Source organism: uncultured Oscillibacter sp. (assembly GCF_900544955.1).
GTDB lineage: Bacteria > Bacillota > Clostridia > Oscillospirales > Oscillospiraceae > Oscillibacter.
Genome location: NZ_UQXD01000008.1, coordinates 19,451 through 45,593, shown reverse-complemented (window position 1 = coordinate 45,593; position 26,143 = coordinate 19,451). Strand labels below are relative to the sequence as shown.

At 65.8% G+C, this 26,143-nt stretch carries 26 protein-coding genes; 6 read left to right on the top strand and 20 right to left on the bottom strand.

From position 1 onward, the window contains the following. Positions 1–49: 49 nt before the first annotated feature. From murG to rsmD, 11 genes are all read right to left on the bottom strand, one after another. Positions 50–1,186, bottom strand: coding sequence for an undecaprenyldiphospho-muramoylpentapeptide beta-N-acetylglucosaminyltransferase (murG, locus tag QZS21_RS03430; protein WP_295580315.1), 1,137 nt, complete (start codon positions 1,184–1,186; stop codon positions 50–52). A 78-nt stretch (positions 1,187–1,264) separates the two neighbouring features. Further along, positions 1,265–2,482: a putative lipid II flippase FtsW gene (gene ftsW / locus QZS21_RS03425; protein ID WP_295580313.1), complete on the bottom strand. Its 1,218-nt coding sequence runs from the start codon at positions 2,480–2,482 to the stop codon at positions 1,265–1,267. A gap of 38 nt (positions 2,483–2,520) precedes the next feature. Beyond that, on the bottom strand, positions 2,521–3,507 hold the full coding sequence (gene mraY / locus QZS21_RS03420) for a phospho-N-acetylmuramoyl-pentapeptide-transferase (protein WP_295580311.1): 987 nt from the start codon (positions 3,505–3,507) through the stop codon (positions 2,521–2,523). 58 nt (positions 3,508–3,565) lie between these two features. After that, entirely contained in the window at positions 3,566–5,014 is a 1,449-nt protein-coding gene (locus QZS21_RS03415) for a UDP-N-acetylmuramoyl-L-alanyl-D-glutamate--2,6-diaminopimelate ligase (RefSeq protein WP_295580309.1), read from the bottom strand. Between the two features lie 116 nt (positions 5,015–5,130). Next, complete coding sequence (locus tag QZS21_RS03410; protein WP_295580307.1) at positions 5,131–7,575, bottom strand: penicillin-binding transpeptidase domain-containing protein; 2,445 nt, start codon at positions 7,573–7,575, stop codon at positions 5,131–5,133. 117 nt (positions 7,576–7,692) lie between these two features. After that, positions 7,693–8,253, bottom strand: a complete 561-nt coding sequence (locus QZS21_RS03405) for a hypothetical protein (RefSeq protein ID WP_295580305.1) — start codon at positions 8,251–8,253, stop codon at positions 7,693–7,695. A gap of 67 nt (positions 8,254–8,320) precedes the next feature. After that, positions 8,321–9,268, bottom strand: a complete 948-nt coding sequence (gene rsmH / locus QZS21_RS03400) for a 16S rRNA (cytosine(1402)-N(4))-methyltransferase RsmH (protein ID WP_295580303.1) — start codon at positions 9,266–9,268, stop codon at positions 8,321–8,323. A 6-nt stretch (positions 9,269–9,274) separates the two neighbouring features. Then, positions 9,275–9,718, bottom strand: coding sequence for a division/cell wall cluster transcriptional repressor MraZ (mraZ, locus tag QZS21_RS03395; protein WP_295580301.1), 444 nt, complete (start codon positions 9,716–9,718; stop codon positions 9,275–9,277). A gap of 391 nt (positions 9,719–10,109) precedes the next feature. Continuing rightward, positions 10,110–10,637: a hypothetical protein gene (locus tag QZS21_RS03390; RefSeq protein ID WP_295580299.1), complete on the bottom strand. Its 528-nt coding sequence runs from the start codon at positions 10,635–10,637 to the stop codon at positions 10,110–10,112. Then, complete coding sequence (gene coaD / locus QZS21_RS03385; protein ID WP_295580297.1) at positions 10,627–11,133, bottom strand: pantetheine-phosphate adenylyltransferase; 507 nt, start codon at positions 11,131–11,133, stop codon at positions 10,627–10,629. The genes QZS21_RS03390 and coaD overlap by 11 nt, the downstream gene beginning before the upstream one ends. After that, a complete protein-coding gene (gene rsmD, locus QZS21_RS03380; RefSeq protein WP_295580295.1) occupies positions 11,130–11,702 on the bottom strand; it encodes a 16S rRNA (guanine(966)-N(2))-methyltransferase RsmD in 573 nt (190 codons plus the stop codon). The genes coaD and rsmD overlap by 4 nt, the downstream gene beginning before the upstream one ends. Positions 11,703–12,143: 441 nt before the next feature. On the opposite strand from rsmD, the gene QZS21_RS03375 reads away from it, so the two are divergent. Both QZS21_RS03375 and QZS21_RS03370 read left to right on the top strand, forming a co-directional pair. Continuing rightward, positions 12,144–12,494 (top strand): Asp23/Gls24 family envelope stress response protein, encoded by a 351-nt coding sequence (locus QZS21_RS03375; RefSeq protein WP_295580293.1) that lies wholly within the window; start codon positions 12,144–12,146, stop codon positions 12,492–12,494. Between the two features lie 16 nt (positions 12,495–12,510). Then, positions 12,511–14,181, top strand: a complete 1,671-nt coding sequence (locus QZS21_RS03370) for a DAK2 domain-containing protein (RefSeq protein WP_295580291.1) — start codon at positions 12,511–12,513, stop codon at positions 14,179–14,181. Positions 14,182–14,245: 64 nt separating this feature from the next. Here the strand turns inward: QZS21_RS03370 and QZS21_RS03365 are convergent, their stop codons facing one another. From QZS21_RS03365 to QZS21_RS03335, 7 genes are all read right to left on the bottom strand, one after another. Continuing rightward, positions 14,246–14,689: a hypothetical protein gene (locus QZS21_RS03365; protein WP_295580289.1), complete on the bottom strand. Its 444-nt coding sequence runs from the start codon at positions 14,687–14,689 to the stop codon at positions 14,246–14,248. A gap of 11 nt (positions 14,690–14,700) precedes the next feature. Continuing rightward, a complete protein-coding gene (locus QZS21_RS03360) occupies positions 14,701–15,138 on the bottom strand; it encodes a LytTR family DNA-binding domain-containing protein (RefSeq protein ID WP_295580288.1) in 438 nt (145 codons plus the stop codon). A gap of 142 nt (positions 15,139–15,280) precedes the next feature. Continuing rightward, the gene (locus tag QZS21_RS03355) at positions 15,281–15,865 is read right to left on the bottom strand and encodes a hydrolase (protein WP_295580285.1); all 585 of its coding nucleotides are present in this window, start codon (positions 15,863–15,865) and stop codon (positions 15,281–15,283) included. Between the two features lie 196 nt (positions 15,866–16,061). Next, a complete protein-coding gene (locus QZS21_RS03350) occupies positions 16,062–16,295 on the bottom strand; it encodes a hypothetical protein (protein ID WP_295580283.1) in 234 nt (77 codons plus the stop codon). Between the two features lie 87 nt (positions 16,296–16,382). Continuing rightward, complete coding sequence (locus QZS21_RS03345) at positions 16,383–16,577, bottom strand: hypothetical protein (RefSeq protein ID WP_295580281.1); 195 nt, start codon at positions 16,575–16,577, stop codon at positions 16,383–16,385. 1 nt (position 16,578) lies between these two features. After that, positions 16,579–17,262, bottom strand: a complete 684-nt coding sequence (locus QZS21_RS03340) for a DUF2461 domain-containing protein (RefSeq protein ID WP_295580278.1) — start codon at positions 17,260–17,262, stop codon at positions 16,579–16,581. Positions 17,263–17,407: 145 nt separating this feature from the next. Then, on the bottom strand, positions 17,408–18,058 hold the full coding sequence (locus tag QZS21_RS03335) for a ferritin-like domain-containing protein (protein ID WP_295580275.1): 651 nt from the start codon (positions 18,056–18,058) through the stop codon (positions 17,408–17,410). Positions 18,059–18,253: 195 nt separating this feature from the next. Here QZS21_RS03335 and QZS21_RS03330 point away from each other — a divergent pair, with 195 nt between their 5' ends. The 3 genes from QZS21_RS03330 to QZS21_RS03320 all read left to right on the top strand — a co-directional run bounded on the left by QZS21_RS03330 (position 18,254) and on the right by QZS21_RS03320 (position 21,964). Beyond that, the gene (locus QZS21_RS03330) at positions 18,254–18,994 is read left to right on the top strand and encodes an ABC transporter ATP-binding protein (RefSeq protein ID WP_295580272.1); all 741 of its coding nucleotides are present in this window, start codon (positions 18,254–18,256) and stop codon (positions 18,992–18,994) included. Continuing rightward, complete coding sequence (locus QZS21_RS03325) at positions 18,991–19,917, top strand: SufD family Fe-S cluster assembly protein (RefSeq protein ID WP_295580270.1); 927 nt, start codon at positions 18,991–18,993, stop codon at positions 19,915–19,917. Before QZS21_RS03330 ends, QZS21_RS03325 begins: the two co-directional genes overlap by 4 nt. A gap of 127 nt (positions 19,918–20,044) precedes the next feature. Next, a complete protein-coding gene (locus QZS21_RS03320; RefSeq protein ID WP_295580268.1) occupies positions 20,045–21,964 on the top strand; it encodes a sensor domain-containing diguanylate cyclase in 1,920 nt (639 codons plus the stop codon). A 172-nt stretch (positions 21,965–22,136) separates the two neighbouring features. Here QZS21_RS03320 and rny read toward each other — a convergent pair whose 3' ends face one another. Next, entirely contained in the window at positions 22,137–23,690 is a 1,554-nt protein-coding gene (rny, locus tag QZS21_RS03315; RefSeq protein ID WP_295580365.1) for a ribonuclease Y, read from the bottom strand. Positions 23,691–24,064: 374 nt separating this feature from the next. Then, the gene (locus QZS21_RS03310) at positions 24,065–24,805 is read right to left on the bottom strand and encodes an N-acetylmuramoyl-L-alanine amidase (RefSeq protein ID WP_295580266.1); all 741 of its coding nucleotides are present in this window, start codon (positions 24,803–24,805) and stop codon (positions 24,065–24,067) included. 85 nt (positions 24,806–24,890) lie between these two features. On the opposite strand from QZS21_RS03310, the gene QZS21_RS03305 reads away from it, so the two are divergent. Next, on the top strand, positions 24,891–26,120 hold the full coding sequence (locus QZS21_RS03305; RefSeq protein WP_295580264.1) for a class I SAM-dependent rRNA methyltransferase: 1,230 nt from the start codon (positions 24,891–24,893) through the stop codon (positions 26,118–26,120). Positions 26,121–26,143: the final 23 nt, after the last annotated feature.

The following is a 26,143-nucleotide window of genomic DNA, read 5'->3' as shown; positions in this document are numbered from 1 at the left end:
TACCCAAGATGGTTTCATGCCCCATCCTATGGGCGGAGGCGCCGGGTGGTTACTTCGCAAGCGCCAGCACCGTCTGATAGATCCGCTCCGTGGCGTCCCGGATGCCAAGGGACGCCATGGCCCTTTCCATGGAGGCCCGGCGGCCGCCGTCGTGGAGGATGCCGCAGGCGGCCTGGAACAAGGCCTGGCCGGTGGCGTCCTGCTCCAGTAGCACCGCCGCGCCCCCCGCCTCCTCCAGCACCCGGGCGTTTTTCTCCTGGTGGTTGTTGGTGACGTAGGGGGAGGGCACGATCAGCGCCGGGACCCCCAGGGCCGTCAGCTCGCTGATGGTGGAGGCCCCGGCCCGGCAGATCACCAGGTCCGCCGCCCGCATGACGGGGGCCATGTCGTAGATATACTCCCGCAGCCGCAGCGCCGGGTGGGCCGCCAAGTCCACCCCCTTCTCCGCCAGCAGCGCCGTCAGCATGGGATAGTCGTTCTTCCCCGCGCCGTGGATGTGGTGGAAGGGCTCCTTCGCCGCCTCCAGGGCCAGGAAGTCCGCCATCCGCCGGTTCATGCCGGAGGCGCCCAGGGACCCCCAGAAGGAGACGATCAGGGGCCGCCCGTCGTCCACCCCCAGCGCCCGCTTGGCCTCCGCTTTGGTGAGGGTGAAGAAATCCCCCCGCACCGGCGTGCCGGTGACCAGCACCTTCTCCGGGTGCTTGTAGTGCGCCCGGCAGGCCTCAAACCCCACCAGGATGCGGTCTGCGAAGGGCTCCAGCATCTCCGTGGTGAGGCCGGGCACCATGTTGGACTCGTGGACCACCGTGGGGACGCCCGCCCGGGCCGCCGCCTTCACCATGGGAAAGCTGGCGTAGCCGCCGGTGCCCACCACGATGTCCGGCTCGAACTCCCGCAGCAGCGCCCGGGCCTCCCCCGGCGCCCGCAGCAGGTTGAACAGGGAGATCAGGTTGTGCCGCAGCTCCCGGGGCTTGCAGGAGCGGTGGAAGCTGGAGATGTGCACGGTGCGGAAGGGATAGCCCGCCTGGGGAATCAGGTCCTTCTCCAGCCCCCGCTCCGCCCCCACGAAGAGCACCTCCGCCCCCGGGTTCCGCTCCTGCACCGCCTGGGCCAGGGCAATGGCCGGGTTCACGTGCCCCGCCGTGCCGCCGCAGGTGAAAATGACCCGCTTCAATTCTTTCCTCATTCTACCAACCTCGCTTGCTTCCCCCAAAACGGGGCGGAGGGGAGACCGGCGGTCTCCCCGAAATTCTTCCAAAAATCGCTACCCCGCCCGGGTGGGCTTCATCTGCCTGGACACCGACAGCACGATTCCCATCTCCGCCAGCTGAATGGACAGGGCGGTGCCCCCGTAGCTGAAAAAGGGCAGGGAGATGCCGGTGGTGGGCAGCAGTCCCGTCACCACGCCGATGTTCAAAAAGGTCTGGAGGGCGATCAGCGTGGTGATGCCCACCACCAGGAGGCTGCCGAACCGGTCCCGGGCGTGGAGGGCGATCCAGAAGCCCCGGAGAATCAGCGCCGCGAACAGCAGCATGATGATGGTGGCGCCGATGAGGCCCAGCTCCTCGCAGATGATGGCGAAGATGAAGTCGTTGTGCTCCTCGGGCAGGTACAGGTACTTCTGCCGGCTCCTGCCCAGTCCCACTCCCAGCAGCCCCCCGGAGCCGATGGAGATCAGGCTCTGGACCAGCTGGTAGCCGTCGCCCTGGGCGTCCAGCCAGGGGTTGTGCCACATGGCGATGCGGGACTGGCCGTATTTGATGATGCCGGAGAGCATCAAAAACGCCACGCCGCCGGCGCCGCCCACGGCGGCCAGGACCCAGCCCAGGTGGATGCCGCCCACCAGCATCAGCACCGCGCCGGCGCCCAGGATCAAAACCGTGCCGGACAGGTGGGGCTCCAGCAGCATCAGCACCGAAATGACCCCCAGAATCAGCAGATAGGGGGCGATGCCGTACCGGGCGGTGTACATTTTGTCCTTCTTCTTGGAGATGCTGTCGGAGAAGTAGATCACCACCGCCATCTTGGCAATCTCCGAGGGCTGAATGGTGAAGAGCTCGCCGATGCCCAGCCAGCGGGTGGCGTTGTTCCGGGTCACCGCCAGGGGATTCCCCGGGATGATGACCAGCAACAGCAAAAAGATGGCGAGGTACAGCAGGGGCTTCGCCAGGCCCCGCAGCCGCTGGTAGTTGAAGCGGCTGATGAGGAACATGGCCGCGATGCCCGCCACGGCGAAGATGCCCTGGCGGACGAAGTAGTGGGTGGGGTCGCTGTTGATGTAGTAGGCGGAGGGGAAGCTGGCGGACAGCAGCATCACCAGGCCGATGCCGGACAGGAGAATCACCAGCAGGCAGAAGGGCAGGTCGATGGGTCCCCGGGCCAACTCCCGGCTCTCCTGCTCCTTTTCCCGCAGCCGCTGCTGCCGCTCCTGCCGGGCCAGGGCCTCTTCCCTGGACATGGGCCTGCGCCGTCTCTGGGCCATGCGGCTCCCTCCCCTCTCTCAAACTTGCTTCGGCGGTGTCAGTGCCGCCCCTGAATTCCCCAATAGGCCAGCGCGCAGCACACCAGCGTGATGCCGGAGAACACCGCCACCAGCTTTGCCTCGCTCCACCCGGACAGCTCCAGGTGGTGGTGCAGCGGCGCCATTTTGAAAAAGCGCTTGCCGTGGGTGGCCTTGAAATAGCCCACCTGAATGATGTCGCTGACGGTCTCCGCGATGTAGATGACGCCCACGGGAATCAGAATCAGGGGCATATCCATGGCAAAGCCCAGGGCCGCCACCGCGCCGCCCAGAAAGAGGCTGCCGGTGTCGCCCATAAAGGTCTTGGCGGGATGGTGGTTGTAGACGAAGAAGGCCGCCAGCCCCCCCGCCAGGGCCGCCGGAAACAGGGCCAGGGCCGTCATGCGCCACACGGCGGCGGTAACGGTAAAGAACGCCATCACCACAAAGGTGACGCTGGCGGCCAGGCCGTCGATGCCGTCCGTCAGGTTCACCGCGTTGACGCAGCCCACGATGACGAAGGCGGCGAACACCAGGTACACCACCCAGTTCATGGTCACCGTCACGTTGGCGAAGGGGAGGTAGAGCCGGTTGGTCAGCAGGCCCTCATAGCGCATCAGGCACAAAAACACCACCGCCGCCGCCAGCTGCAGCACGAACTTCTGCCGGGCGGTGAGGCCCTCGTTCTGGTGCTGGCGGACCTTGCGGTAGTCGTCCACAAAGCCGATCAGCCCGAAGATCAGGGCGAAGAGGTAGACGTACAGGTGGGTGAACTCCCCCGCCAGCATCCGCTCCCAGCCCAGGACAAACACCGTCACCCCGGCACCGATGATGAACATGATGCCTCCCATGGTGGGGGTGCCGGCCTTGCCGGCGTGCCAGGTGGGGCCGTCCGCCCGAATCTCCTGCCCCGCCTTCAGCTTCCGCAGCTCCGGAATCAAAAACCGTCCGATCACCAGCGTCAGCACAAAGCTGACGCCCGCCGCGATCCAAATTGACAAATCCATTGGTCTCTCCCTCTCCCTTTTCTGCCGCCGGGTTCCCGCCCCGGCGCTTTTGTGTCTCTCAGCGGCCCTGGGCCAGATAGTCCGCCACGATCTCCCGCTCATCCATGTGGCGCTTGACGCGGCCCACCTCCTGGTAGGTCTCGTGGCCCTTGCCGCACAGGGCGATGACATCCCCCGGCCTGGCGTGATCCAGGCAGTAGTGGATGGCCTCCACCCGGTCCTCCACCACCACGTAGGGGGTTTTTGTCCCCGCCAGCCCCGGCAGGATGTCGGCGATGATGTCGCCGGGGACCTCGGTGCGGGGATTGTCGGAGGTGACCACCACCAGATCCGCGATGCGGGCGGCGATGGCCCCCATCTTGGGCCGCTTGGTCTTATCCCGGTCGCCGCCGCAGCCGAAGAGGGCGATGGTCCGCCCCTTGGCGAAGCCCTTCACCGTGCCCAGGACGTTTTCCAGGCCGTCGGGGCTGTGGGCGTAATCGACGAGGACGGTGTAGTCCTTCCCCGGCGTGGGCACCACCTCCACCCGGCCCTTCACGTGGGGCACCCGGGCCAGGGCCTGGGCGCTCTTCTCCAGGGGGATGCCCAGGGCCAGGGCGGCCCCCAGTACATCCAGGGTATTATATACCATGAAGCCGCCGGGAATATGCACCCGGACGGGCACCCGTTCGTCTTTTGTCACGGCGGTGAAGGCCACATGGTCCGCCGCCAGGCGGATGTCCTCCGCCCGCAGGTCCGCCGCCGCCCGCTCCCCGTAGGTGAGCACCGGGCAGGCGGCCTGTTCCAGCAGCCGGGGCGTCCAGGGGTCGTCGGCGTTCACCACGCCCCGGTCGCAGTTTTGAAAGAGGATGGCCTTGGCGTCGCAGTAGGCCTCCATGGTGCCGTGAAAATCCAGGTGGTCCTGGGTCAGGTTGGTGAAGATGCCCACGGCGTAGTGCACGCCGTAGACCCGGTCCAGCGCCAGGGCGTGGGAGGAGGTCTCCATTACCACGTGGGTGCAGCCCGCGTCCCGCATCTGGGCGAAGAGCCGCTGGACCTCGAAGGACTCCGGCGTGGTCCGCTCCGTGGGGAGGCTCTCGCCGCCGATCATGTTCTGATTGGTGCCGATGAGGCCCACCTTGGCCCCGGCCTCCTGCTCCAAAATGGCCTTGAGGAGGTAGGTGGTGGTGGTCTTGCCGTTGGTGCCGGTGACCGCCGCCATGGTCATCGCCTCGGCCGGGTGGCCGAAGAAGTTGGCGCCCACCACCGCCAGGGCCCGGCGGGAGTCCGCCACCTGGACGTAGGGCACCGCCTCCTCCGGCGGCCGCTCGCACAGCACCGCGGCGGCCCCCGCCGCCGCGGCCCTGCCGATGAAGGCGTGGCCGTCGGAGGCAAAGCCGGTCATGGCCACAAACAGCTCCCCGGGCCGGGTGGTCCGGGAGTCGTAGCTGACGCCGGGGACCTCCATCTCCCAATCCGCCGTGGCGGACAGGACCTCCAGCCCCCGCAGCAATTCTCTCAATTTCATCCGTACGCGCCCCTTTTCTCGTTCTGGCACCTGTGATGCCCGTTTCCCTTTATTATAGACAGGGCAAAACGCGGCGTATACAGGGAATGGTGCCCAAAACCTTGCAAATCCTGCCCTCAGTCCAGCACGGAGCTGTCACCGAACTGGACGGTGACCACGTCGCCCGCCGCCAGCAGCGTCCCCTCCCCGTGGGACTGGGAGATGGCGTGGACGTTGCCGGAGGTGGAGGTGACGGCGCCCGCCACCTTCATGATGAGCCCCGCGTTGGTCAGCGCCTTGTTGGCCTCCGAGGCGGTGAGGCCCACCACATTGGGCACGGTACAGGGGGTGTCCGGCCGCTGGCCGCCCAGATAGAGGATGATGGCGGCGTTGTTGGGGACGATGGCGCCCCCCGCCGGGGTCTGGTCGGTGACGGTCTCCCCGGCGCCCAGGGTGCGGCAGTCAAAGCCGGAGGCCTCCATCTTCGCCTTGGCGTCGGCCAGGGTCATGCCCACCACGTTGGGCACGGCGGCGTCGGCGCCCACCAGCTCCTCGGCGGAGAAGTCCGGCTCGATGCCCAGGTGGGGCAGAATCTCGCCCATGATCTTGCTGGCGGTGGGGGCCACCATGTTGCCGCCGGAGACGTAGACGCCGGTGTTCCGGCTGGGGGTATCCATGGTCAGCAGCATGATGTACTTCGGATTGTCCGCCGGGGCAAAGCACATGAAGGACACCACCACGTCGCCCTGGGGGTTGCTCTCGGTGCGGGTGCCGGTCTTGTCGGCGGTGCCGGTCTTGCCGCCGATGCGGTAGCCCACCACCTGGCCGTTTTTGCCGGTGCCGCTGGCCACCACGTACTCCAGGCACCGGCGGACGGTGGCGGAGGTCTCCTCGCTGATGACCTGGCGGACGGGGGTGGTGTCGTGCTGGCTGACGATGTTGCCGCCGTCGTCCAGCACCTGGTCCACCACGTAGGGGGTGTAGAGATAGCCGCCGTTGATGCAGGCCGCCTGGGCCCGGATCAGGTGCAGGGGGGTGACGGTGAAGGTCTGGCCGAAGGCGTAGGACGCCAGGGAGACCACGTTGCTGTTGAAGTTCTTCTCACTGGCGAAAATGCCCGTCACCTCGCCGATCATGTCCACCCCGGTGGGCTCCATCAGCCCGAAGGCCTTCAGATACTGGTAGTATTTCTCCGTGCCGATCTTCAATCCCATGTTGATAAAGGCGGGGTTGCAGGAGTTGCCCACCGCCTGCTCCAGGGTCTGGCTGCCGTGTCCGCCCTTCTTGGAGCAGTTGATGGGCTTTCCCCAGCCCTGGACCTTGATGGACCCGGAGCACTGGAAGGTGCTGTTCAGGTTCACCAGCCCCTCCTCCAGCGCCGCCGCCAGGGTGATGGGCTTGAAGGTGGAGCCGGGCTCATAGGTGGAGTCGATGCACTTGTTGCGCCACTGGGTCTGCACCATGCTGCCGGTGGCCGCGCTCACCGCCGCCTGGTAGTCCTCCTCCGTGGCGTAGCTGCTCCGGTTTTTCTCCAGTTCCGCCAGCTTGGCATTGAGCTGGGCCCGGAGCTTCTCGTCGTAAATGCTGCCGTAGTCCTGGAGGTCGTAGTTGGGGTAGGAGGCCATGCCCACAATGGCGCCGGTGTTCACCTCCATGACGATGCCGGTGCCGCCGTTTTTCGCGTCGAACCGCTCCAACATGCTCTCCATGTTCTTCTCCAGGGCGTGCTGCACGGTGGTGTCCAGCGTCAGCACCAGACTGTCGCCGTTCTGGGCGTCGTAATACTGCTCATACTGGTAGAGGAGGTCGGTGTTCCGGGCGTTTTTGGCGGTGACAGTCAGACCGGAGGTCCCCTCCAGCACGCTCTCGTATTTGGCCTCCAGGCCCACGCCGCCCTTGTTCTCGCCGTTGACGAAGCCGATGATGTTGGAGGCCAGGGAGCCGTAGGGGTAATACCGCTTGGAGTCTGGCTCCATGTACACCCCCCGGAGCTTCTGCCGCTGGCCCTCGGGCACCTCGCTTCCCGCGTCGTCGATCTGGCCGTTGATGAAGCGGCGCACCTCGTCGGCCACGTCCTGCTCCACCCGCAGCTTCACAATCTCGTACTGGGACCAGGTGCGCTCCATCTTCTTTTCAATGGTGCCCACGTCCACGCCCAGAATGCGGTTCAGTCCCCGGGCGATGTAGTCCCCGTCCCGGATCGCCGGCGGGACGTAGGTCTCGCCCTTCTCCGCCGCCTTGCCGGCGGCGTCCTTCTGCTTGGCCTCCTGGCTCTCCACGTACTGCTTGATCTCCTGGGGGGAGACGAACACCGTCTCCGCCGTGGCGGAGATGGCCAGGGGGGTCAGGTTCCGGTCGTAAATGGTGCCCCGGGAGGCGGTGATGACGGTGGAGCGGGTCTGCTGGGCCACCGCCTGCTCCTGGAGCTTGTCGTGCTGGCGGATCTGCAGATCGTACAGCTTCCAGAACAGCGCCAAAAAGGTGCACACGCCCAGAAGCACCATCACCAAAACCGTCCGGCTGCGGATGACCTGGTTGGCCCGGCGGGCGGCGTCACTTTTTCTGCGGGGATTGCTTGCCATGATCCTTCTCCCTTTCAGGCGGGCGGTCCGCCTCCTGTTGCTGTGACCGAAACGGGGGAGCAAGAAGACGTCTTCTTACTCCCCGCGTTCCAGTCCATCCCATATATAGTGCGGCGGTCAGTCGAAATATTCCACCACCGCATAGATCCCGTGGTTCAAAGACGCCAGCAGCCGGCTGAGCACGCTGGGCTCCTTCTTCTGGTAGACCACGGCGCTGTCCCCTTCGCTGAGATCGATATAGTAGATCTGGCTGCCGCTGGGCTTGCTCATGCCGGAGGCCTCTGCCGCCTCCCGCACCGTGGCCAGATCGTACATCTGCTCGTACTGGGTGGTGAGGCGCACGTTCTCCGTCTCCAGGACGGAGAGCTGCTGCTTCAGCTCCACCGTGCCGGCGGAGAGCACCATCAGCTGGATGTAGCTCATCAGCACCAGCACCGCCAGGCCGATGACGGCGCCGAAGCCCAAAACGGTCAGGGGGGAGACCTTCTGCCGCTCCCGGACCTGCACCTTCTCCACGCTGCGGACCTTCGGCTGCTCCCGGACCGCCTCCCGGCGGCGGGGTGCCTCCCCGGCGTGGCGCAGCTCCCGCTCCCGAAGCTCCCAATCCAGGTCATACGCCAGACTGCCGCTGACGGCGTGCTGGCTGCGATAGCGCAGTTCCCGCGCTGCGGATGCCACGATGAAACTCCTCCCTCCGTCCATTGGTACACACACACACGTCAAAAGGGGCTGTCCCCTTTTTGAATCAAAGCACGGCGTCCTCGCACCGCTCCGCCACCCGGAGCTTGGCGCTTCTCGCCCTGGGATTCTCCGCCAGCTCCTCCGGCCCGGCCACGATGGGCTTTCGGGTCAGCAGCTTCACCTGGGGCTTTTTCCCGCACACGCACACCGGGAATTCCGGTGGGCAGGTGCAGCCCCGGGACAGGTCCTGCATCGTCCGCTTCACGATGCGGTCCTCCAGGGAGTGAAAGGTGATAACCGCCAGCCGCCCGCCGGGCCGCAGGCCGTCCACCGCGGAGCGCAGCATGGGCGGCAGGGCGTCCAGCTCGCCGTTGACGGCGATGCGGATGGCCTGGAAGCTGCGCTTGGCGGGGTGCTGCTTCTCCCGCAGCGCCGCCGGGGGCATGGCCCCCTTGATGACGTCCACCAGCTCCAGCGTGGTGGCGATGGCCCGCTCCTCCCGGGCCCGGACAATGGCCCGGGCAATGGCGGGGGCGTACCGCTCCTCCCCGTATTCATAGAAGATCCGCCGGAGCTGATCGGCACTCCAGTCGTTGACCACCTCGTAGGCCGTCAGCGGCGCCTGGGTATCCATCCGCATGTCCAGCGGCGCGTCCTGCATGTAGGAAAAGCCCCGGGAGGCGTCGTCCAGCTGGGGGGAGGAAACCCCCAGGTCGAAGAGCATCCCGTCGGCGCCGGCGACGCCTGCCTCCCGCAGGACGCCGCCCAGCTCCGCAAAATTCTGATGGACCAGCGTCACATGGTCCATCCATGGCGCCAGACGCTCTCTGGCCGCGTCGATGGCCGCCATGTCCCTGTCGATACAGATGAGCCGGCCGGTGGCGAGCCTTTGGGCGATCTCTCTGGAGTGCCCAGCCCGGCCCAGTGTACCGTCCACATAGACCCCGTCGGGCCGTATTGCCAATGCCTCGATGCACGCGTCCAAAAGGACCGGCTTGTGGGTGTATTCCATGGTCCCTTACCCCCGGTTTCTGCGGGCGCGGGCCAGGGCGTCCATGGCGGCCGCCATGTCGTCGCTCTCCAGCATCCGCCGCTCCCGCTCGGTCCAGGTCTGCTCGTCCCAGATTTCCGCAAAGGAGTTCAGTCCCACGATGGTCGCCGTCTTCTTCAGTCCCGCATGGGCGCGCAAATTGGCGGGGATCAGCACCCGCCCCTGGGCGTCCGGCTCACACTGGACGGCGTTGGCGTACAGCAGTGTCAGCGCCCGGGCCTCGGTGTAGCTGAGCTCGTCCATCTCGTCGGACATCTGCTCCCACTTCGCCTGGGGATAGATGGTCAGGCAGTGCTCCGCGCCGATGGTGATGGTGAAGGTGTCCCCCAGTGCCTCCCGCATGGCGGAGGGAATGACCAGGCGGCCCTTGGAGTCGATGCTGTTGTTGGATTTCCCCAGCAGCCGCGCCATGGATCCGCCCCCCTTTTCCCCGCTTTTTGGGTTTGAATGGGACTCGTCTGGCACCCGGTTGCACCTTTTACCCACTTTTCCCCACCAATGATTTGAGTATACGAAAATATTCCCGGAATTGCAAGGATTTTTTTCGGTCAGGAAACCCGCAAAAACGGCTGAAAATCCGCAAAAATCGGCAAAATCGGCAGGAATAAAACAGGCGTTCGAGGTTCCTCCCCCGGTTTACGTAAAATCAAGAACACCCGACGGCACAACATCTTGTGCCGTCGGGTGTTCTATTCCCATCGGTATCTCAAAATCTTGGGTTTCGCCAAAAAGTTCCACCGGATTTTTCGTCGTTTTTTACAAATTTTCCGCGATTACGGTCACCCCGCCCCGGCGGAGGGGGTCACTCCTCCCCGGCGGGCGCCGCGGGGGCGGTCTTTCCGTCCAGCTTGTCCCGCTGGGCCTGCATCTTGGCGGCGGAGGCGGTGCGGAACTGGACCCGGGACTGCTTCACCTCGTCCAGGGCGGCCTGGACGGCCTCCTCCGTGCGGGCCAGGGCGTCCTCGGCGTACTCGTTGGCCACCTGGTAGAGCTTGCGGGAGCGCTCCTCCGCCTGGGCCACGATCTGCCGGGCCTTCTCCTTGGCGGCGTACAGCACCTCGCTCTCGGAGACCTTGGTCTTGGCCTCCAGCTCCGCCTGGCGCATCATGCGCTCCACGTCCCGCTTGGCGTCGTCCACAAATTTCTCCCGGGCGGCCAGCAGCTCCTGGGCCCGCTTGATCTCCACCGGCAGCTGGGCCCGCAGCTCGTCCAGCAGGTCCAGCATCTCGTCCCGGTCCACCATGCTCATGTTGGGCTTCAGGGCCGGGGCCTTGGCGTCCTCAATCCGCTCATACAGCATATCGATCAGGCGGCTGATATCATTTGCCATCGCTTTGTTCCTTCCTCTCCTCCGCCATGCGCCGCACCAGGGAGATGATGGACGCGGGCAGGTATTTTTCCAGGGGCTGGCCGTAGCGGATCATCTCCCGGGCCATGGAGGAACTGAAGTGCTGATACGCCGGGCTGGCCGGCAGCAGCAGCGTCTCCAGCTCCGGGTAAATGCCCCGGTTGATGAGCGCCATCTGGTATTCCACATCAAAATCCGTCACGTTCCGGACGCCCCGGACGATGACGCCGGCCCCGTGGGCCACGGCAAAGTCCGCCAGCAGTCCCGGCCACAGCTCCGCCTCCACATTTCCCAGGTCCGCCACGGCGGTCCGCACCAGGAGGAGCTTTTCCTCCGGCGTAAACATCTGGTTCCGCTTTTCCGCATTGGGGCTGACGCAAACGCACACCCGGCCAAAGGAGGCGGCGGTGCGGCGGATGATGTCCAGATGGCCCAGGGTGATGGGGTCGAAGCTGCCGGAGCAAATGGCTGTTTTCATGGGGCTTGTTCCTCGTTCTCTTGGTTTGCGTCCCGGCGGTACACGCTCAGGCCGATCTTGCCGTACCGGTAGGTGCGGCGGAGGCGGTAGGGCGGCGCCAGGGCCGGAAGGACCCTGTCCGCCGGGTGTTCCGCAACAATTATACCATGGGGCGCCAGAATGTCAAACCCCGCGAGGCGGGTCAGCGCCGGCTCCAGCAGTCCCGCGGCGTAGGGCGGGTCCAGGAACACCAGGTCGAACTTCTCCCGCAGGGAGGCCAGGTACTCCATGGAGTCCCCGGGGACCACCCGGGCCCGGTCCTGGAGCTGCGTCACCCGCAGGTTCTCCCGGATGAGCTTCACCGCGTCGGGCCGCCGGTCCACAAACACGGCGGAGGCCGCCCCCCGGCTGAGGCACTCGATGCCCAGCTGGCCGGTGCCCGCAAACAGGTCCAGCACCCGGCGGCCCTCAATGTCGAACTGGAGGATGCTGAACATGCCCTCCTTCACCCGGTCGGTGGTGGGACGGGTCTCCATCCCCTCCAGCTCCTTCAGTCTGCGGCCCCGGGCGGAGCCTGTGATCACGCGCATACATGTCTCCCTCTTCTTCTCCCGGCCCGGCCGGAAGGGCGTTTTGTCTATTTTACGGCAATCTGCGGCGCATTTCAATACTTTCCTTCTGCAAAGCGCGGATTCGTGGGGATGGAGACCGGCGGCGGTCTTCCGCCTGTCCGGGATGGCCCACTCCGCGGGGGCGGGGGATGTCCGCCCTGTGAGGGCGGGGGCGTCCGCGCGCAGCGCGGAGCAGGAGATGCTGCGCTCCCTGTGGGGGAGCGGGGGTACCTGCGCACCCGGCGCGGGGGCGCGGAGTCCCCCGCCCCGCGCCACTGCGCGAACGTCCCCCTTCCCCCTCTGTCCCTTTTTCCACTTGTGCTTTACCGAAGAATCGTATATAATAAGTACTCAAAAGTACGCAGTTACCAAGGGGCCTCCGGTTCCCTCCATCTATACCAGGAAAGAAAGGATGTTCTCATGATTCAATTTAAGTCTGATCAGGGCGAGGTCTCCGTCAGCAGCGCCGTGTTCTCCAACATCACGGGCATGGCCGCCACAAACTGCTTCGGCGTCAAGGGCATGGCCTACCGCTCCATGACCGACGGCCTGGTACACCTGCTGCGCCGGGAGGCCATGAGCAAGGGCGTCAGCATCACGTACCACGACGACAACTCCATCTCCATCGAGCTCCACATCATTGTGGAAAACGGCGTCAACCTCCCCGCAGTATGCCGCTCCATCATGAACGAGGTCCGCTACGTGGTGACCAAGAACACCGGCGTCCCCGTGAAAGCGGTGGATGTGTGCGTCGACTCCATGACCCTGTAAGGGAGGAACAGAAGGAATGAACGAACAAATCACCGGCGCGCTGTTCAAGCAGATGATGCTCCACGGCGCCGCCGTTATCACCGGCCAGAAGCAGGCCATCAACGACCTGAACGTGTTCCCCGTCCCCGACGGCGACACCGGCACCAACATGTCCATGACCATCGGCGCCGCCGTGGCGGAGCTGCGCAAAACCGAGCCCCCCACGCTGACCAAGGCCGCCGACCTCACCGCCTCCGCCCTGCTGCGGGGCGCCCGCGGCAACTCCGGCGTCATCCTCTCCCTGCTGTTTCGGGGCCTCTCCAAGGGCCTGAAGGGCCGGGAGAGCGCCGACGCCGCCGCCTTCGCCGCCGCCATGCAGGAGGGCGTCTCCTCCGCCTATAAGGCGGTGATGAAGCCCGCCGAGGGCACCGTCCTCACCGTGTCCCGCCTGGCGGCCAAGCGGGCCGTGGACGCGGCCGCCGCCGGGGAGACCGACGTGGAGGCCGTGCTGGCGGAGGCCATCCGGGAGGGCTACGAGGCCCTGGCCCAGACCATCGAGATGAACCCGGTGCTGAAAAAGGCCGGGGTGGTGGACGCCGGCGGCAAGGGCTACCTGCTGATCCTGGAGGGGATGCTGGCGGCCCTGCGGGGCGAGCCGCTGCCGGAGACAGCGGAGGCGGAGAGCGCCCCCGCCCAGGAGAAGGCGGATTTCGCCGCCCTCTCCGGCGAGGACATCACCTTCACCTTCGACACGGTGTTCATTGTCCGCAAGACGGTGGAGAAGTCCCTGGAGCCGCTGCGGGCCTATCTCGCCGGCATCGGCGACAGCCTGGTGATCGGCGAGGACGACGAGGCCTTCAAGGTCCACGTCCACACCGACATCCCCGGCAGCGCCCTCAGCGAGGCCCAGAAGTACGGCACCCTGGAGCTGGCCAAGATCGAGAACATGCGCACCCAGGCCGACGACCTGGCCGCCGGCAGGGCGGCCCAGAGCGTGGACGATCTGGAGGCGGCCCAGGAGGCGCCCCAGGCCCCCGCCCAGCCGGAGAAGGCCTACGGCTTCCTGGCGGTGTGCGCCGGGGAGGGCCTGGCCGCCGTGTTCCGGGACCTGGGCGCCGACGGCGTGGTCTCCGGCGGGCAGACCATGAACCCCTCCACCGAGAGCCTGCTGGCGGGGGTGGAGAAAATCCCCGCCGAGACTGTGTTCATTCTGCCCAACAACAGCAACATCATCATGGCCGCCCAGCAGTGCAGCGCCCTGACGGAGAAGCACGTGGTGGTCATCCCCACCAAGACGGTGCCCCAGGGCATCACCGCCATGATGAACGTGGATTTCGAGGCCCCAGACGCCCAGGCCATCACCGACGCCATGACCGAGAGCCTCTCCACCGTCACCACCGCCCAGATCACCTACGCCGCCCGGGACTCCGACTTTGACGGTTTCGCCATCAAGGAGGGGGACTATCTGGCCCTGGAGGAGGGCAAACTCTTCGGCACCGGCAGCTCCCTGGACGCCCTGCTGGAGCAGCTGGCGGCGGACGCCGTGGCGCGGGACGCCTCCTTCCTCTCCCTCTACTTCGGCGAGGACGTGACCGAGGAGGAGGCCCAGCGGGCCGGACAGCTCTTCGAGGCCGCCTGTCCCGACGCGGAGGTGGCTGTCCTCTCCGGCGGCCAACCCGTCTATTACTATATCATCTCCATGGAATGACCCAAAGAGGCCGCCGTTTGAAACGGCGGCCTCTTTTTTATGCCCCGCCGAAGCGGGGAATAGCTCACGGCTCCCCCTGAAACTGGCGCAGGTTCTCGTTCAGGGTCCGGGTGTCCCGCCGCCGGGCGGCGTGCCGTCCCACCCACACGGCCAAAAGGCCCAGCTCCAGCAGCGCCGCCAGCACCGCCCCTCCCCAAAGGGGGACGCCGGAAAACCACCCCAGCGCCAGGCCCCCCCCGGCGAACAGCCCGTTGGCCAGGGCCGCCCACGCGGCGGTGCGCCCCGCCAGCGCCCTCCGGCTCAGCTCCCGGTCCGGGAAGAGGGGCATCTCCGCCAGCGCCAGCAGCAGACAGGCCGCCATCATTTGAAAGACGGTCCAAACCGCCATCTGCCCGCTGCCCTGGAGCAGGCTCACCGCCCCCCGGACGCCCACCAGGGACAAAAAGTACAGTCCCATGTACCGCTTCACATCCATTCCCCACCGGTACGCCTGTAAAAATTCGCTCATAGCCGCCTCCTTTACATGCCCAGCCGCTCCCGCAGAAGCGGCGCGTAGTGCCGTGAGATCAACACCCGCTCGCCGTTGCGCATGGTGGCCTCAATCCGCCCAGCGGCGCAGCTGCGCAGCTTTCGGATGCCGTGGAGATTCACCACCATGGACCGGCTGGCCCGGCAAAAGCCCAGGGGCTCGTACCGGCTCTCCAGCTCCAAGAGGGTCAGGGCCGTGGGCCACACCGCCTCCTCGCAGTACAGCCACGTCCGCTCCTCCACCGACTCCGCGTACAGCACTTCCCCGGGCCGGAGGAACACCGGCTCCCGCTCCTCCGTCCAGGCGCAGAGGGTCTGCATGCCGGAGCGCAGGAGCGAGAGGATGTGGAGCATCTCCCCGTCCAGCTCCCGGCAGCGCAGGACCACCTCGTTCTCCGGCACGTCTCTGTGTTCCACTGTGATCTTCATAAATCCCTCCTCTGTCGGCCGACACCCTGAGCATAGCGGTTTCCGGCGGGTTGGGCAAGGCCTGTACCGCCCAAAGGCCTTTGGAGGGCGGCAGAATGCAAATCTCCCCACGTTTTCCAAAGGAAAACGCGGGGAGATGGTCTTACAGCCCTTCCAGCTCGGCGTTGATCCGCTCCTCGCAGGACCGCATGGCCAGGATGGTCTTCTCCATCAGCTCCTCCAGCGGCCAGCCCAGGCGCTCCGCCCCCTCCCGGATGACGTCCCGGGAGCAGCCGGCGGCAAACTTCTTGTCCTTGAACTTCTTTTTCAAGGAGCTGACCTCCATATCGCAGACGCTCTTGCTGGGCCGCATCAGGGCCGCCGCGCCGATGAGGCCCGTCAGCTCGTCCGCCGCAAAGAGGACCTTCTCCATCTCGTGGACCGGCTCCACGTCGGAGCAGAGGCCGTAGCCGTGGCAGCACACGGCGCGGACGAATTCCTCGCCGCAGCCGATCTCCGCCAGCAGCTCCGGGGCCTTTTTGCAGTGCTCCTCCGGCCACCGCTCAAAATCCACGTCGTGGAGCAGCCCCACCGTGGCCCAGAAGTCCCGGTCCGCGCCGTGGCCCAGCTCCTCCGCGTACCAGCTCATCACGCCCTCCACCGTCAGGGCATGCTGGATGTGGAAGGGCTCTCCGTTATACTTGCGCAGCAGCGCCAGGGCCGCCGCGCGGTGGGGGCAGGTTTTCATGGCGATCTCTCCTTTTGTATTCAAAATCCGTTTCTGCCAGTATAGCCGCATTTCGCGCGCTTTTCAAGCCCCGGCGCCGGGGACTTTCCAAAGGCCGTACCCGTCCAGGGAATTGAAAAAGCAAAACCGGAGAGAGAGGGCCCCGCCGTCCAGGCCGCCCGTTCCAGGTCGATGGTCAGGGGATACGTCTGGAGATTTACGCCGTTGCCGTCCGCATTCCTCCCGGCGTACAGCACCGAGAGATAGCGCCCATCGCACAGCAGCGGGGTGAACTCCATCTCCCCGACCAGGCCATCCGATAAAACGCTTTGGAATCGCTGCCCATCTCCTCGCATATGCGCTCCTCCTGCCGGAAGCTCTCCGCCGCGTTGGCGGCGGTCGCATCCCACCGCACCGTCTGCAGCGCCGTGTCCAGCAGCATCAGATTCACCGCGTCCGCCTCCGGCACGCCGGAGATCCGGGGAAACCGGAGGTCCAGGTCGGCGACGGATACCGTGCGTCCCGGCTGAACGTCCGCCTATTCCATGCGGCAGCGGACCGCGGAGGCCGTCACGTCCCCATAGGCTGCGGCGGATTCCACCGCCGTCTCCGCGCCGGGATCCTCCATCAATTCCAGCGGCAAAGACGCCTCTGCAACGGGCGCCGGCGGGGGGACCGCCCCGCAGCCCGCCAGCAGCAGGCAGACCGCCAGCAGGACCGGCAACCGTCTCACGTCACACCGCCTCCCGGGGATCCGGATCCCCGTCCAGCGTCACAAAGTAGTCGTAGTAGGGCAGCAAGAAGTCGTACCCCCGCTTCAGCCGGTCCACAATCCCCCGGCCGAAGAGCTCGTCCGTCAGCTCCTCGCTGTGGCAGATGCTGAAGGACTTCATCCGGTACCAGGGCTCCAGCAGCGGGGAGGGGGCCTGGGCCCGGGGGCGCTTGTAGTCCTCCGCCTCCAGCACAAACTCCTCCTGCCGCTCCAGCGCCCGGGTCAGCCGCTCCATCGCCGCCGGGTCCCGGTCGATGCGGGCGCGGAGCTTGGCCATGGTGAGGGGCCTCGGCAGGTAGTAGCCCATGCCGTAGGTCCACCCCTCCGGCATCAGCTCAAACCAGAAGGTGGGGTGGGCGGTCCACTGCTCCGAGGGCTGCTCCACGGAGAACCACAGGCTCTCCTTGTAGGGCCCCCGGCCGTGGAGGCGGCGGGCGTCCCGGTAGATGCGGGTCACCTTGCGGATCAGGCCATAGTCCGGTCGCTTCTCCTGTAAAAATTCGTAAATCTCGTCTCCCAGCTCCACCATGGGGCGGTAGAAGTGCTCCAGGTAGAGGTTCTTGTGGGATTCAAACCAGGTCCGCTCGTTGTTGAAGCGGATGCCCCACATGAAATCCACGGTCTCGTCGGTAAATCCGGTAAACATGGCGCCCTCCGTCGGTCATTCAAATTGAGGCAAGTATAGCACATCCGTTCCCGTCCGGCAAGGGCAAAAAGGGGCCGGGCGCCGCGGCGCCCGGCCTCCCCTCCCGATCCCGGCGGTCCGGGGCGCCCCGCGCCCCGGCTCCGCCTCATCCGTTTTGCAGCCCCCGCTCCAGCAGGCTCATCAGCTCCCCGGCGTGGCGGTACTCGTCGGCGCTGAGCTCCTTGAGCAGCTTCGCCAGGCACACGTCCGTGGTGCCGTCCGCCGCCCGGGCGTAGTTGAGGCCGTTGCAGGCCTCGGCGTGGTACCGCTCCCGCAGGGCGGGGCACCACCGGCCGATGTAGATGCGCTCGCAGCTGACGTTGGGCCGGTAGCAGGTGGCGGTGATGAGATAGTACACCGCCATCAGCCGCCGGGCGTGGCCGCCCTCGTCCGCGGCGATGTCCCGCAGCCGCTGCCGGGCCCAGGTGGGGGCCTGGCGGGCCAGGGCCAGGTAGTAGCGCCGGTCCCCCAGCTCCTCCTCGATGAAGCCGGTGAGCACGGAGAGCATCTCCGCCGCCGCGCTGCCCATGCAGCAGGGGTCCGGCTCCGCGCCGGGCAGCTGGCTCTCCTGGCGGGTCTGGACGGGCGTCAGGGCGGAGACGGTGGGCTCCGCAGGCGTGGGGGCGGTGGCCGCGGGCATCGTCAGCTCCTCCCGCCGCGCGCCGGGATAGGGCTCCAGGCCCGGGGCCACCCGCTGCCACACCTGGTCATACTGCCGGAAATCGTACACCTCAGGACTATGTATTGGTTGATCCATAAACGGTCCCTCCTTTTCCCTTCAGTCTATGCGTGGGACAAAAAAATCGTACCTGTTGCCGCGGCAACAGGTAACTCTTCCAAAACCGGGTAAAATACTCTTGGAAAGTCCCGCCCCCGCGTTGCATTTTGCTGCACATTCTGTTAAAATAGTCAAGCTGTGAGCATTTTTGCCATCAAAGGAGGTTCCGATCACATGTTGGAACTGCAGTCAATCAGCTACTCCGTCCGCGAGGGCGACGGGGAGCTGGGAATCTTGAACGATATCTCCCTTACCATCGACGACCACAAGCTGGTGGTCTTCACCGGCCCCAACGGCGGCGGCAAGACCACCCTGGCCAAGACGGTCATGGGCCTGGTGACCCCCACCTCCGGCCGGATTCTCTGGAACGGCCGGGACATCACGGACCTGGGCATCACGGAGCGGGCGCGCCTTGGCATCAGCTACGGGTTCCAGCAGCCCCCCCGCTTCAAGGGGCTGACGGTCCGGGACCTGCTGACCCTGGCCTCCGGGGACCAGCAGCTCTCCAAGGACCGGTGCTGCCAGTACCTCACCAAGGTGGGCCTGTGCGCCAACGACTACCTGGACCGGGAGGTGGACGTGTCCCTCTCCGGCGGCGAGGTCAAGCGCATTGAGATCGCCTCCATCCTGGCCCGGAACAGCCAGCTGATGATCTTCGACGAGCCGGAGGCGGGCATCGACCTGTGGAGCTTCGCCCGGCTGACGGAGACCTTTGAGCAGATTCACGCCGCCGGCACCGCCACCATGATCATCATCTCCCATCAGGAGCGCATCATCTCCCTGGCGGACGAGGTCATTGTGGTGGGCGACGGCGCCATCCGCCACCGGGGCTCGGCCTCGGAGATTCTGCCCCAGATTCTGGCGGACACCACGGGCGCCTGCCCGGTTTTGACGAAGGAGGCGAAGGCCCAATGATGGAAAACGAGGTTGACCGGGCGCTGCTGGAGAAAATCGCGGATTTGCTGGGCAAGCCGGTGGGTGCCTTCAACATCCGCAAGGACAGCGGCTGCGACGGCCGCCAGTCCACGGAGCACATTGAGATCACCGGCAAGAGCGACGGCAAGTCCGGCATCGACATCCGGGTGAAGGACGGTACCGTGGGCGAGACCTGCCACATTCCCGTCATCATCACCAAGCCCGGCGTGGAGGAGATGGTCTACAACGACTTCTACATCGGGGAACACTGCGATGTGAACATTGTGGCCGGCTGCGGCATCCACAACTGCGGCGACCAGGCCTCCCGCCACGACGGCATCCACACCTTCTACGTGGGCAAGCACTCCCACGTCCGCTACACGGAAAAGCACTACGGCGACGGCGATGGCAGGGGCGGCAGGATCATGAACCCCCAGACCATCGTCTACCTGGAGGAGGGGGCCTCCATCCAGATGGAGACCACCCAGATCCGGGGCATCGACTCCACCAAGCGCTACACCAAGATCGTCTGCGGCAAGGGGGCCGAGGCCGTCATCACGGAGCGGCTGCTGACCCACGGCGAGCAGGTGGCGGAGAGCGACATGGAGATCGTGCTGGACGGCGAGGACTCCCGGGGCCGGGTCATCTCCCGATCGGTGGCCCAGGACGCGTCCAGCCAGGTCTTCTACCCCCGAATGGTGGGCAACGCCCTGTGCTTCGGCCACGTCCAGTGCGACTCCATCATCATGGGGGACGCCAAGATCAAGTCCATCCCCGCCATCACCGCCAACTGCACCGAGGCCCAGCTGGTCCACGAGGCGGCCATCGGCAAAATCGCCGGGGACCAGCTCTTGAAACTGGAAACCCTGGGCCTGACGGAGGAGGAGGCCGAGGACTGCATCCTGAAGGGCTTCCTGGCCTGAGCTTCCCGCTTTTGAACCGGCGCGGCAGACCATCTGCCGCGCCGGTTTTCCGTCTTTCCGGGGGAGGCCGCCTTGCATTCCCGCAGAAAAGCGCATATAATGAAGCCCCGGGAAGGAGGGCTCTCCCTTGAAGAAAAACATCCTGCTGCGAACGAACCTGCTGGTCTGCGGCATCATCGTCGTCGGCTTCCTGCTCACCGCGGTGCTCAGCTACCGGGCCAACTACGACAGCGCCCTGGAAACCATTGAGCAGGTCTCCTCCCTCACCTCCGGAAGCATCTACTATCAGATGTACACCACCTTCTCCCGCCCCCTCACCACCTCTCTCACCATGGCCAACGACAGCCTGCTCAAGGGCCTTTTACGCCAGGAGACCGCGGAGAACCCGCCGGAGGACTATCTGGAGCTGCTGCGGAACTATCTGGACACCTACCGGCAGAAATACGGCTACGACTCCATATTCCTGGTGTCCTGCGCCACCCGGCGCTACTACAATTTCAACGGCCTGGACCGGGTGCTGACGCCGGAGAACCCGGAAAACGACTGGTACTTCCGCCTGCTGGCGGACAACACGGACTACGAGGTGGTGGTGGACAACGACGAGGTGGCCGGGGCCGACAACGACATCACCGTGTTCGTCAACTGCAAAATCCGCGGCCGGGACGGGCGGCTGCTGGGCGTGGTGGGCGTGGGACTGCGGATCGACAGCCTCCAGCAGCTGCTGGCGGGCTACCAGGAGACCTTCGGCGTCAACACCTACCTGACGGACCGCAGCGGCACCATCGCCATCTCCCCGGACCACACCGGCTACGACGGGGTGTCCCTCCTGGAGGTCAGCGGCTTTGACGGCGCCATTCTGGACCAGATTCTGGACTGGCAGACGGAGGACACCCCCCGCAGCTTCTGGACCCCGGAGCGGAAGAGCTTCGTGGTCACCCGCTACCTGCCGGACCTGGAGTGGCACCTGGTGGTGGAGGAGTCCACCGAGGAGCTGATGCACACCCTCCGGGCCCAGGTGCTGGCCACGCTCTCGATCATCCTGCTGATCGTGGCCGTCATCCTCTTCATCATCACCCACGTGATCCGCTCCTTCAACCGCCAGATCATCTCCCTGACCCAGTCCAGGGAGGCGGAGCGGCGCTCCGTCTTCGCCCAGGCCACCCAGGAGATGTTCGACGACATCTACGAGCTGGACATCACCCACAACCGCCCCGCCGATCCCGCCGCGGAGGCCTATTTCGAGAGCCTGGGCCTGCCGCCGAAGATCCCCTACGACGAGAGCCTGCGCCTCATCGCCGCCCGGCAGATCAACGAGCCCTTCCGCCAGGGCTATCTGAACACCTTCTCCCCGGACCATGTGCAGCAGGCCTATGAAAACGGCCAGGACTCCCTGCGCTACGAGTTCCTCTCCTCCCCAGACGGGCAGACCGACTGCTGGATGCGCGTCACCGCCCGGCTGGTCCGGCTGGAGAGCGACGGCTCGCTGCGGATGTTCGTCTACCGCCAGAACATCGACGCGGAGAAGCGGCAGGAAGAGCGGCTCCAGGCCATGGCCTGGACCGACGAGATGACGGGCCTGCTCACCAAAACCGCCACCCGGCGGTACATCGACCGCCTGCTGGCCAACGCCCCCAGCGGCCGCTTCGCCTTCTTCATCCTGGACATCGACCAGTTCAAAAGCGCCAACGACCGCTTCGGCCACGCCTTCGGCGACTCCGTCATCACCGCCCTGTCGGACCTCCTGCGCCGCGCCTTCCCGCCGGGGGAGCTGATCGGCCGCATCGGCGGCGACGAGTTCGCCGTCTTTCTGCCGGTGCCGGACCGGCAGTGGGTGGAACAGCAGGCGGAATCGCTGGTCCGCGCCCTGCGCCGCACCCACACCGCCGACGGCGGCGGCACCTGGGAGATCACCGTCAGTATCGGCATCGCCCTGGCGCCGGACCACGGCAGGGACTTTGAGACCCTGTACCGCCACGCGGACACCGCCCTGTACGAGACCAAGGCCCGGGGCCGGGACGGCTGGACCATCTACGGCGGCGCCCTCTGATCGCCGCCCGGAGGGGCCGCCGGAACCGCCGTGGAACGCGGCCTGGAAATCCGACGCCCCCTCCGGCGCCCGGACAGTCCCTCGCCGCTCCCCCCTGCTCCGGGCCGCCGGGCTCCCAAGCGCGAAAAAATCCTCCGGGGTGATTCCCCGGAGGATTTTTGGGTATTCCTGATTACTTGGCGTATTCCACGACCTTGGTCTCCCGCAGGACGTGGACCTTGATCTGACCGGGATACTCCATCTCTTCCTCGATCTTCTTGGCCAGGTCCCGGGCCAGAATCACCATCTGGTCCTCGCTGACCTGCTCCGGCTTCACCATGACCCGCACCTCGCGGCCGGCCTGGATGGCAAAGGCCTTGTCCACGCCGGGATAGGTGCCGGTGATGGTCTCCAGCTGTTCCAGGCGCTTGATGTAGTTCTCCAGATTCTCGCGGCGGGCACCGGGGCGGGCGGCGGAAATAGCGTCCGCGGCCTGCACCAGGCAGGCGACGATGGTCCGGGGCTCCACATCGTTGTGGTGGGCCTCGATGGCGTGGATGATGTCCTCTTTCTCCTTGTACTTCCGGGCAAATTCCACACCCAGGGCCACGTGGGTGCCCTCCATCTCATGGTCCACGGACTTGCCCAGGTCGTGGAGCAGGCCCGCCCGCTTGGCGGCCTGGACATCGGCCCCCAGCTCGGCGGCCATCATGCCGGCGATGTGGGAGACCTCCACGGAGTGCTGGAGCACGTTCTGGCCGTAGCTGGTGCGGTAGTGGAGGCGGCCCAGCATCTTCACCAGCTCCGGGTGCAGGTTCCGCACGCCGCACTCGAAGACAACGCGCTCCCCCTCGGCCTTGATGGTGGCGTCCACCTCCCGGCGGGCCTTTTCCACCATCTCCTCGATGTGGGTGGGGTGGATGCGGCCGTCGGCGATCAGCTTTTCCAGGGCCAGACGGGCGATCTCCCGCCGCACCGGCTCGAAGCAGGAGACCGTGATGGCCTCCGGCGTGTCGTCGATGATGAGGTCCACACCGGTGAGCGTCTCGATGGTGCGGATGTTGCGGCCCTCCCGGCCGATGATGCGGCCCTTCATCTCGTCATTGGGCAGGGGAACCACACTGACGGTCATTTCGGCCACCTGGTCCGCGGCACAGCGCTGGATGGCCTGAGCCACCACTTCCCGGGCGCGGGCTTCACACTCTTCCTTCATCCGGGACTCCACCTCTTTGATCTTGAGGGCAGTCTCATGGGTCACTTCCGCTTCCACCTGGGCGATGAGGTAGGCTTTGGCCTCATCGGCGGTGAAGCCGGAGATACGCTCCAGCATCTCGGTCTGGCTGCGCTTGATGGTCCGGATCTCCTCGGTCTCCTTGTCGATGGCCGCGTGCTTCTGGGCCAGGGACTCTTCCTTTTTCTCGATGGTCTCGGTTTTGCGGTCCAGGGTCTCTTCCTTTTGCTGCAGGCGGTTCTCCTGCCGCTGCAGGTCGGCCCGGCGCTCCTTTACTTCCTTCTCATACTCGCTTCGATTCTTTAAAATCTCTTCCTTGGCTTCCAGCAGTGCCTCTTTTTTCTTGGTCTCGGCGCTCTTGATGGCCTCGTTGACGATGCGCTTTCCTTCTTCTTCCGCGCTTGAGATTTCCTTCTCAGAAACATTTTTCCGATAGCGAATACCGAGAGGGAAGCAAACCGCGCCGCCGACCACCAGCCCAATCAGGGCCGCTACAATGGTCCAAAGCTCCACGATTCAATATTCCTCCTGTTTTTTCGGTATTGGTCGCTGTATCCGCAGACATCCCGCAGGCAGCGGGACTCGCATATGCAGAAAACGATCGGACGGACTCCCCTTTTGCCGTTCGATGATTATCTTGTTCCAGTTTAATCATTTCCAGGGGCGCTGTCAAGGAAAAACCGTATATTTACCCAAAATATGCGGGTCGTCCCCTCGGTTCTTCCACAAAATATCGAAGGCCTCCCGGCCAAATCTGGAAATTTCCCGGCTCTCCGCCGCAAAAAGGGCCGGAGGGGCGCCCTTTCCCGCGCCGGGATGCAAACAAGCGCCGGACGGGCACTGCCCGCCCGGCGCAGAGCTCCGCTGCCGGCCCCGCCTCCCCGGGAGGCTCAGGTGTCGATATAGGCCACCGCCGCGTAGCCCACCAGGTCCCCGTAGTGGACCACATACCACCCCTGCCACTCACCGTAGATGGTGACGGTGGCGCCGCCGGGCATGTTGGCCAGAACCGTGCCGCTGGACGAGGGGTAGCTCCGCAGGTTCAGCGTGCCGCCGGACACCGCCACGGTGCCGGTGACCGGGTCCATGGGGTAGATAAAGGGCAGGCCGAAAAACCGGGTCAGCGCCCGGGCCAGCTGCTGGGCGATGGCGTCCCAGTGGCTCTCCAGCCACACGGCGTCGGCGTAGTTGTCGTGGTAGCCGATCTCCACCAGCACCGCCGGGGCCCGGGACTGGCGCACCTCCCCCAGGGTGGTGGTGTCCCGGGTGGTGACCCGGTTGGGCAGCGGATAAATCTGCCGCAGCTCCTCGGCGATCAGCTCCGCCGCCCGGCGGCCCTGGGCGCTGCCGGGGTAGTAAAAGGCGATGATGCCCCGCTCCTCGCCGTAGTGGCCCTCCGGCGCGGCGTTGGAGTGCAGGGCCAGGTACAAATCGTAGTCCCCTCGGTTGGCCTCCCGGATGGAGGAGCCGGCGGTCATGTCCGGCCGGTTCCTCCGGTACTGAATCCCGTTGGAGAGCAGATAGGGGACCAGGGCATCCGCCAGCAGGTTCATGTTGTACTCCTCGGAGCCGCTGCCGGTGACGTAATCGTTCCACTCCTGTGTGGACGGGCTGAGATAGATGCTGGGCATGGCGTTCCCTCCTTCTTCTTATACCTATGGCGCCGGAGGCAAAAGTGTGATACACTGATCCAAAACCGACGGGAGGAACACCTTTATGAAAGCAGAGCGAACCTACCCCAGATACACCGTCACCCCCAAGGCGGAGGCCGCCATCCTCCGGGGCCACCCCTGGGTCTACGACGCGGAGGTTCTCTCCGCCGAGGGCACCGCCGAAAACGGCGGATTGGTGGATATAGTAAGCAAAAAAGGCCGATATCTTGGCACAGGCTTCCTCTCGGAGCAGTCCAAAATCCGGGTCCGCCTTCTCTCCCGGAACGCCAACGACCGCTTTGACCAGGCTTTCTGGGAGCGGAAGCTCCGCTGGGCCTGGGACTACCGGAAGACCGTCATGGCGCCGGAGGAGCTGGACTGCTGCCGGGTCCTCTTCGGGGAGGCGGACGCCTTCCCCGGCCTGACGGTGGACAAGTTTCACGACCTCCTCAGCGTCCAGGTGCTGTCCGTGGGGATGGAGGCCATCAAGAGCCTGCTGCTGCCCGCCCTGGTCCGCATCCTCCGGGAGGACGGCCAGGCCGTCCGGGGCGTCTACGAGCGCAACGACGCCGCCCTGCGGGACAAGGAGGGCCTGCCCCAGTACAAGGGCTGGTTCCCCCTCCCCGGCGAGACGCCCCCCGCCTCCCCGGTGACGGAGATCACGGAGAACGGCATCCGCTACCTGGTGGACGTGGAAAACGGACAGAAAACCGGCTTCTTCCTGGACCAGAAGTACAACCGCCAGGCGGTGGCCCGCCTGGCCCGGGGCCGGACGGTGCTGGACTGCTTCACCCACACCGGCTCCTTCGCCCTGAACGCCGCCCGGGGCGGCGCCAGCCACGTCACCGCCGTGGACGTGTCCGAGGCGGCGGTAGAGATGGCCCGGGCCAACGCGGCGCGCAATGGCCTCTCCGGCACGGTGGAGTGCGTGGCGGCCAACGTCTTCGACCTGCTGCCCCGGCTGGAGCAGGAGCCGCCCAGGTACGATTTCATCATCCTGGACCCGCCCGCCTTCACCAAGTCCCGGAAAACCGTGGCCAACGCCATCACCGGCTACAAGGAGATCAACTACCGGGCCATGCGGCTGCTGCCCCGGGGCGGGTATCTGGCCACCTGCTCCTGCTCCCACTTCGCCACGGAGGCGGCCTTCACCGCCATGCTCCGGGACGCCGCCCGGGACGCCGGCGTGCAGCTGCGGCAGATTGAGGCCCGGCAGCAGAGCTGCGACCACCCCATCCTCTGGGGCGTGGAGGAGACCAGCTACCTCAAATTCTACCTGTTCCAGGTGATCTGACGGCGGCAAAAAAAGATTCGGAC